The 7,067-nt window shown below is 61.2% G+C and carries 7 protein-coding genes; 4 read left to right on the top strand and 3 right to left on the bottom strand.

Features of this window, described 5'->3' with window-relative positions; translation table 11 throughout:
* Window positions 1-212: 212 nt before the first annotated feature.
* Entirely contained in the window at window positions 213-344 is a 132-nt protein-coding gene (locus AU465_RS38040) for a nucleotidyl transferase AbiEii/AbiGii toxin family protein (protein WP_446685770.1), read from the top strand.
* Between the two features lie 17 nt (window positions 345-361).
* Here AU465_RS38040 and AU465_RS17720 read toward each other — a convergent pair whose 3' ends face one another.
* The 3 genes from AU465_RS17720 to AU465_RS17710 form a co-directional block, all read right to left on the bottom strand.
* Window positions 362-1,297: a DUF2493 domain-containing protein gene (locus AU465_RS17720; RefSeq protein ID WP_192250379.1), complete on the bottom strand. Its 936-nt coding sequence runs from the start codon at window positions 1,295-1,297 to the stop codon at window positions 362-364.
* 353 nt (window positions 1,298-1,650) lie between these two features.
* Complete coding sequence (locus AU465_RS17715; RefSeq protein WP_192250373.1) at window positions 1,651-2,712, bottom strand: DUF7146 domain-containing protein; 1,062 nt, start codon at window positions 2,710-2,712, stop codon at window positions 1,651-1,653.
* Entirely contained in the window at window positions 2,712-3,671 is a 960-nt protein-coding gene (locus AU465_RS17710) for an ArdC family protein (RefSeq protein WP_192250370.1), read from the bottom strand. The genes AU465_RS17715 and AU465_RS17710 overlap by 1 nt, the downstream gene beginning before the upstream one ends.
* A 974-nt stretch (window positions 3,672-4,645) precedes the next feature.
* Between AU465_RS17710 and AU465_RS17705 the strand changes: the two genes are divergently transcribed.
* From AU465_RS17705 to AU465_RS17695, 3 genes are all read left to right on the top strand, one after another.
* Window positions 4,646-5,956 carry a tyrosine-type recombinase/integrase gene (locus AU465_RS17705; RefSeq protein WP_192250367.1) on the top strand — a complete coding sequence of 437 codons (1,311 nt, stop codon included), beginning with the start codon at window positions 4,646-4,648 and terminating at the stop codon, window positions 5,954-5,956.
* 273 nt (window positions 5,957-6,229) lie between these two features.
* A complete protein-coding gene (locus tag AU465_RS17700; protein ID WP_246506206.1) occupies window positions 6,230-6,439 on the top strand; it encodes a ribbon-helix-helix domain-containing protein in 210 nt (69 codons plus the stop codon).
* Between the two features lie 234 nt (window positions 6,440-6,673).
* A complete protein-coding gene (locus AU465_RS17695) occupies window positions 6,674-6,961 on the top strand; it encodes a hypothetical protein (protein WP_192250363.1) in 288 nt (95 codons plus the stop codon).
* Window positions 6,962-7,067 lie beyond the last annotated feature (106 nt).

Raw genomic sequence — 7,067 nt, 5'->3', positions numbered from 1 at the left:
TGAATCACGCTCACAGCCTCGCTGCGAGCCACTTTTTCAACAGCCTGCTAGATCGTGCCGCTGCACAGCGAAGGCGCCGTTACAAAGGTGCCGGTTGCTTCCGACGGCGTGCAGATCAAGATCGAGGTGACGCCTGTCATTCGTGTTGCCTCTACTCTCCCGAAACACGGGCGGTTTGTGACCGAGTAGAAGAGCTATTCGGCTATGCCGAGGTGCCTGTTGTGTCCTTCCCGGACCTCTATGCCGGCAAGATCGTCGCCGCCCTGGATCGGCAGCATCCGCGAGATTTGTGGCCTCACCCTCCGCATCATATGCAGAGGTTGGTGTGTCAGTCTGCATCCTAAAGTAAAGTGGGCGGCGCTCACGCCCCACTCGACCCAAATCGATAAACCGGGATACCGAGCCTGCGGGCCTTGTCTGCGAGATTGTCCTGGATGCCAGTGCCGGGAAAGACGATGACGCCAATCGGCATTGCGCCGAGCATCGCGTCATTGCGTTTGAATGGTGCGGCCTTGGCGTGCTTCGTCCAGTCGGGTTTGAAGGCGATCTGAGGCACCTTGCGATTGTCGGCCCATTTCGCGGCGATCAGCTCAGCGCCCTTCGGTGAGCCGCCATGCAACAGCACCATGTCCGGATGCTTGGCGTGGGCCTGGTCGAGCTTGGCCCAGATCGCAGAGTGGTCGTTGAAGTCGAGGCCGCCGGTGAAGGCCACCTTCGGGCCAGGTGGCACGAAGACCTGATTGTCGGCGTGCTTTTTGGCGGCGAGGAAATCGCGGCTGTCGATCATAGCGGCAGTCAGGTTGCGGTGGTTGGCCATGGAGCCGGTACGCGGACGCCAGATCGAGTGGGTGTGGCGCTCGAAGTGCTCTGCGGCCTGGTCGCGCATCAGTTCGAAGGCGTTGCGGCGTTCGATGAACGTCTGCCCCTGCGCGGTAAGGAGCTCCAGTTCCACGGATTTGACCTCGGAGCCGTCTTGTTCGCGCTGCAGGCGCCGCTGGGAAAGTTCGTTGTCATCGAGTTCGCGTTCGATCCGATCGGCTGCGCGATGGAAGAGGTTTACTGTGCCCCAAAGCAGTTCCTCCAGGTCGGGCTCGAGGCGCGTGTCGGACAGCGCCACTACCAGGGCGTCGAAAATGTCGGCGATGCTGGCTGCGATGACATGGCCCTCCGGAAGCGGTCGCGGATCTGGTTCGTCTTCGAACGGACGGTAACCGTAGAGCTGGAGTTCCTGGAGGACGTGATCCATTGGCGATGAGGCGCGTTGCAGTTCGAAGTCGGTGTCGTGCTGGTTGCTCATGGCGGCTTCCTTCGGCGGATCGGTCGCGCCCATCGCGGCCTTCATGGCGACGAAGGCGACGGGCGGTCCGGACTTGCATCCGAAGCGTCAGCGCAGGGCCGGAACGGGAGTGGAGGATGGCGAGGCCCGGCTATTTTGCTTCGCGATGGAAAGGCACGAAGCCGGGGACCCCCACGCGGCGCGTCGCGTGGGGTGGGAAGGGCCGCCGGAAAATAGCCGGGCAAAGCCATTGCAAGTCCGGACCGGCTGTCGCCCGATCGCCCTCTGGAAGGCCGTGGGCCGGTCCTTTCCTGACGAAGCAAACACCGTGGGCACAAGGACAGCGGCATGCCGCCTTTCGCTCTCCCCTCCCGTCAGGCCGCGAGCACCGTGAAGCGGGCGACGTCCTGCGGTGCGATCTGAGCCCGCAAGGTTGCCCTGAGGGCATCGAGACCGAGCAGACGCAGATCCTCGTTGAAGTCGCCGAGTTGCGGCGTCAGCACGATCGCCTCGATCCCCGCCGAGCTGGCGCGTTCCATGAGGGTCGCCATTGCCCCATCCCCCGCGGGATCGTTGTCGCGGGTGATGTAGAGACGCCGCAGTGTGTCAGGAAAAAGGATGGCTGACAGATGTGCCGCGGACAGGGCTGCGATTACCGGCATGGTGGGCAGCACCGAGCGTTGCGAAAGCATGGTCTCGATGCCTTCGCCGGCGGCCATCACGTCGCAGCCGACGCCGAAGCGGACCGCGTGCCCCAACAGTTGGCCCATGGCTCGCCTAGGCGTGTCGATTGGAGCTCGGCCGAGACAGGTCTCACTGAAACCGTCCGGATCGAGCCAGGTGCGGTGCGCGCCCGTGAGTTTACCGTTGAGATCGGTAACGGCCGCGATCATCGCAGGCCAGGTTTCGCTCGGGCCGTCCTCGTCGGGCCGATAGTAGCAGCGCGGATGAAAGCGAAGGCTGCCGGTTTCGTGGAAGGCTGTTATACCGCGTGCTCGCAAATACGTCTCGACAAGTGTCCGGGAGATGGGCCGCGACATGGCAACCAGCCGTGTCGCCGCTTTGGCAGAGCCTGCTCCAGCGCCAGGTGCTCGCCTTTTGCGTTCGGCTGGATCGGGCGTTAGTGGAGGCGTGGACAAAAAGCTGCGCGCCTCATCGGCAACGTCCCTGAAGTCGATCAAGCCAAGAGATTCCCGAATGACGTCGAGCAGGTCACCGTGCTCGCCAGTGGCGGCGTCGGTCCACTTGCCTGCCGCGCCCTTGCCGAAATCCGGTCCCTTCAGGCGGACAAACATGGAGCGCCCCGAGGTATTGCGAGCATCGCCAACCACCCAATACCGCCCCACGCGACGACCATTGGAAAGATAGCGTCGGCACACTGCCTCGGCCTGTCGACCGAGACAGGATGCCAGTTCGCAGATATCGCGCCGCGACATCAGGCTGCCCTCCTGTTGTGATCGGCATCCACATGGATGGGCAGCGCGACTTCTTCTGGCAGATGGCCGAGGAGCCAGTCGGCCGCCTTGCCGGCCAGGCTGGCGGCGCGCACGACAGCCCGATTGTCCTCCCGCAGCACCTCCAGCCAGGATCCGATGTAGTCGGCATGCCGCACGGTCGGAACGATACCCAGAGCAGCGCACGAGAAGGCGGCGCTGATCTCTGCCACCAGTTCCTCGAACGCATACTTTCTGGTTCCAAAGGAACCGGAGAAGTCGCGAGCAAGACGTGACGGATGGCCCGTGGCATGGCCAAGTTCATGCAGCGCAGTGCGATGCCAGTTGATAGGCTCGAAGAAGGCTTGAGGCGGCGGTACTTGAACGCGGTCCTGGGTTGGCAAGTAATAGGCTCGATCGCCGCCGATGCGGAATTCGATGCCTGTGGCCTTGATCAGGGCCTCGACGCGTGGCTCGATCAGGGCCGGGTCCGGCAGCGGGGAAACTGCGATGTCTTCCGGCAAACCTTCACATTGCTCGGCATTGAACACGGTGAACTTCTTGAGGAATGGAACCGGCCGGGCATCTTCACCAGTATCTCTGGCGCGTTTCTTCTCATCGTCAGGAACAAAGCGATCGGCGTACACAACGGTTGTGCCGTGCTCACCCCTCCGAACGTTTCCGCCGAGCGCGAGGGCTTGGCGGAAAGTCAGCCAGCTTTGGGCCGTATAACCCTGCTCGACGACAGCGCCCCAGAGGATGAGCACATTGATGCCGCTATATGCTCTGCCGGTGCTGGCGTTCCGGGGCAGCGAAAGCGGCGCCTTGGCTGCCGCGCTCCCCCATGGCTGAACCCAGGGAAGCCGACCCGCCTCCAACTCCGAGATGATCTTGTCGGTTATCTCGTCATAGAGGTTCGTCCGGCCGGCAGCGGCTCCGCGTCGGTGATAGTGATTGGACATCGTGATTTCTCCGCGACAGGCGCTGGAGGACTCTCCCCAGCTTTCGACCCGTCGTGGAAAAGCCGATCCACACTCTCACTTTTATGGGGCCCGCTTTCGTCAAGAGGGCGCGACGCAGTAAACCGGCGCCACCCCACCTGGGACAACGCCCTACATTCATAAGCGTGGCTTCCGTCGTCGGGACGTTCGTGGCAAGGGCGTGGTCCGCAAGAGCCTGTCACCGGCTCGACCGTTGTCCGGTCCGGCAACTCCGGCCAGTGCCGACGCCGCAACCTACGAGCAACTCATTGGTGCTATCTTCGTGAACCGTCTTATTGGGCGATCAGAGCGCGTCCCGCCGGAGGGACGACGTTCGAAGGCGGGTATTTTGCTGCCTCGTATCTTGGCTGGCTACTGACCAATTTTTGAATATGAACTCTGGTCAGAACGTTTTCAAACGGTCTCAGAATCGAACGGCAGCGCAATTTTCATAAGTTCTTCCTGTCCTATACACCGCCGTTTTGTACGCCAGAGTGTCCTAATCACTGCATAAGAGGTCCAGTGCCATTCACATACGGCTCTTAGGTGCGTAGTTTTCAAGCGCAAAAGCACCTGGCGGTGAGAATGACCTCGGGATAGTGCCAGCTATGCTTTAGCTATTTGATAGCGAAGGATCTTGCGCTTACTGGCGAAAGATTTCGGTCCCGTCGGGCAACTGTCTGGCCCGTGCCGGATCATCTGAGAGGCTCAAACACTAAGCGATGACGCCGAGTTTGTTCTCCGGCGTCAAACGAGAGGCATGCGATGAGAATTCCAGAGCAGTTGGACGACAATATGCCGCTCCGCCTCGACGTTGCTGCCGAGATCGCCTTTCCGGATGGCTCTATGGGCGCGGCAGGGTTGCGAAAAGAACGAGATGCTGGCCGCCTTCAGACAGAGCTGATCGCAGGCAAGGAATACGTGACTTTGGCAGCAATCACCAAGATGAGAGAGCTATGCCGCGGACGTCGAAAGGGGCGCGCCTGGTCTGGCGCGCCGAAAGCAGAAGGGCGGACGGCAGCCTGCGCAACGGAGCTGGATGGTTCATCCGCGATGGCGCAACCTTCATCAGCGCTTGCGGTAGCACTGGCGACCGCGAACGCGCTGAGAGACGGCTCGCCCAACACATCATCGAAAAATACCGGCCGGCCCGCGAGCGCGGCCGCGATCCGGCCACCGTCCCGGTAGCCGACGCCGTTAGCGTTTATCTTACTGACGTCGCGCCCTCACACGCCCAGCCAAAGGAAACCGCCAAGCGGCTGATCGTTGCGCTAAGGTGGTTCGGCAACACGAAAATCGGCGACATCAACGGCAAGGTCTGTCGCGACTACGCGAAGGTGCACGGCAATGGCCCCGCTGCCAGACGTCAGTTGGAGGATCTGCGCGCGGCCCTGAACAACTATCACCGTGAAGGCTATATAACGTCTGCACCTGCGATCGTGCTGCCAGCGAAGCCTGTGCCGCGCTACCGTTGGTTGACACGCGACGAGGCAGCCGCCCTGCTGCGCGCCGCATGGCGCATGCGACAGTCATGGAAGGGTAAGCCAAGCGATCGCCGCACCGCACGTCACGTCGCGCGATTCATGCTGGTTGCTCTATACACCGGCACCCGGTCGGCCGCGGTCTGCGGAGCGGCCATCCGGCCAACAGAGGGCGCCGGATATGTCGACCTCGAATATGGCATTTTCTACCGCCGCGCCGGCCGCCGCCACGAGACTAACAAGCGCCAACCACCGGTCAGATTGCCTGACCGGCTGCTTGCACATGTACGTCGTTGGGCGGCAACGCCGTTGCAGATCAAGACCAAGGGCCGCGGGAAAAGCGCAAGCATCGGCCGCATGATCGCGCACGACTACGTCGTAGAGTGGAACGGCAAACCAGTGCGGTCGATCAAGAAAGCCTTCCGCTCGGTGGTCGAGGCGGCCGGGCTCGGCTGGTATGACGACGTGGCAGCACCTGACGGTAGCATGCGGCGCGTGTTCCGCACTGACATCACGCCGCACGTTTTCCGTCACACAGCCGCGACCTGGCTGATGCAGCAGGGCACCGACCGGTGGGCGGCTGCCGGATTTCTCGGTATGACAGTCGAAATGCTGATTGAGACCTATGGGCACCATCACCCCGATTTTCAGGCCGAAGCCACCCGGGCGATCGTCTCCAAGTCACGTTCGCGAAACGTGCCAAAAAACACAGTCAAGATGCTCGTGGCACAGAAGGAGAACGTTTCTGACTACCCCACAGTTACCCCACAGAATCGCCGGAAATAAACGTGAACAAAGGCTGTCTGGCATCATAGGAAGTGGCGGAAATCCGGGCTCTTGCCGGCCAACCCGCGGCTGTCTGGCATCATAGGAAGTGGCGGAAATCCGGGCTCTTGCCGGCCAACCCGCTCGTTCGGGACGATGGGGTCGCAGGTTCAAATCCTGCCAAACACCTCCCGCAAAGCGAAAAGTGTTACCCATGTGTCTGGGACGTTTCGTCACCTATGTCTCAGGCTACTCACCTATCTCGAGAGCCAGCACCAGCCAACGTTATGGGGCATGACGATGAGCACCCACCCGATTAACGCGACGCTCGCCGTGGCGAGAACGAAACGGCGGGGACCGGCGCCGACTGGAAAGGGTGTGCCGATCATGATTCGCCTTCAACCGGACATGCTCGCGGGCGTCGATCAATTTGTTGCCGAGCATGATGTTTCACGACCTGAAGCCGTCCGATTGATCATTCGTGATTGGCTGACCAGACACTAGGTACTGAAGGCTGAGTGAAAAACCGGCGGTGTCCGCTTGCCCTTGAAGCGGCCGGCGTCGAGTTCATCCCCCAGAACGGCGGCGGCGCCGGTGTGAGATTGAGGAAGGGCGGCCAGGACGGTGGCGGCTAACGGCCTATAACGACGGTTGGCTTCCACCCATTCATTTACATGGATTTCTAGTGTTCGCGCGAGCATACTCAGCCATCGCGTTCCTTTGACGAGGAATTAGCTGATGCTTATAGGTGCGAGAAGCATCCCGATCGAATACTACACGCTTAGGATTGCCGGGCCTGCCGTTTCGCAATCTGGTGCTGTAAGCGCGATCGTCGGCTACCTTGCAGACCGACCGATCTTCGGGACGGTCGCGGATTCCTCTGGCACTCGCTATCGCTATGTTGGGCTTGCAGTACGCCTCCCTGACGGGCGTTACGATGTCGAATCGCTCTCCGCTGGTGAATGGATCGTCGAGCCGGGACTGATCTACAGGTCAGAAGGCGAACGTGAGGAGTTAACGCAATAGTAACCACTGCAAAATCGGAGATGCAACACGACATCACAGCGACATCGGAAGCCTAGGCGGATTCAAGCGGTCGTCGCAACACCTGAACGAAGGAGGTTGCGATGGA

It is taken from the genome of Mesorhizobium silamurunense, from assembly GCF_014843905.1.
Classification (GTDB): domain Bacteria; phylum Pseudomonadota; class Alphaproteobacteria; order Rhizobiales; family Rhizobiaceae; genus Mesorhizobium; species Mesorhizobium silamurunense.
The sequence above is the reverse complement of the archived record's forward strand: the minus strand, read 5'-3'. Positions and strand labels throughout refer to the sequence as shown.

What these genes read in the sequence shown, in the direction of transcription:
- AU465_RS17720 (WP_192250379.1), bottom strand. Translation starts at nt 1,297, where the DNA reads ATGAGCAACCAGCACGACACCGACTTCGAACTGCAACGCGCCTCATCG.
- AU465_RS17715 (WP_192250373.1), bottom strand. Translation starts at nt 2,712, where the DNA reads ATGTCGCGGCGCGATATCTGCGAACTGGCATCCTGTCTCGGTCGACAG.
- AU465_RS17710 (WP_192250370.1), bottom strand. Translation starts at nt 3,671, where the DNA reads ATGTCCAATCACTATCACCGACGCGGAGCCGCTGCCGGCCGGACGAAC.
- AU465_RS17705 (WP_192250367.1), top strand. Translation starts at nt 4,646, where the DNA reads ATGCCGCGGACGTCGAAAGGGGCGCGCCTGGTCTGGCGCGCCGAAAGC.
- AU465_RS17700 (WP_246506206.1), top strand. Translation starts at nt 6,230, where the DNA reads ATGACGATGAGCACCCACCCGATTAACGCGACGCTCGCCGTGGCGAGA.
- AU465_RS17695 (WP_192250363.1), top strand. Translation starts at nt 6,674, where the DNA reads ATGCTTATAGGTGCGAGAAGCATCCCGATCGAATACTACACGCTTAGG.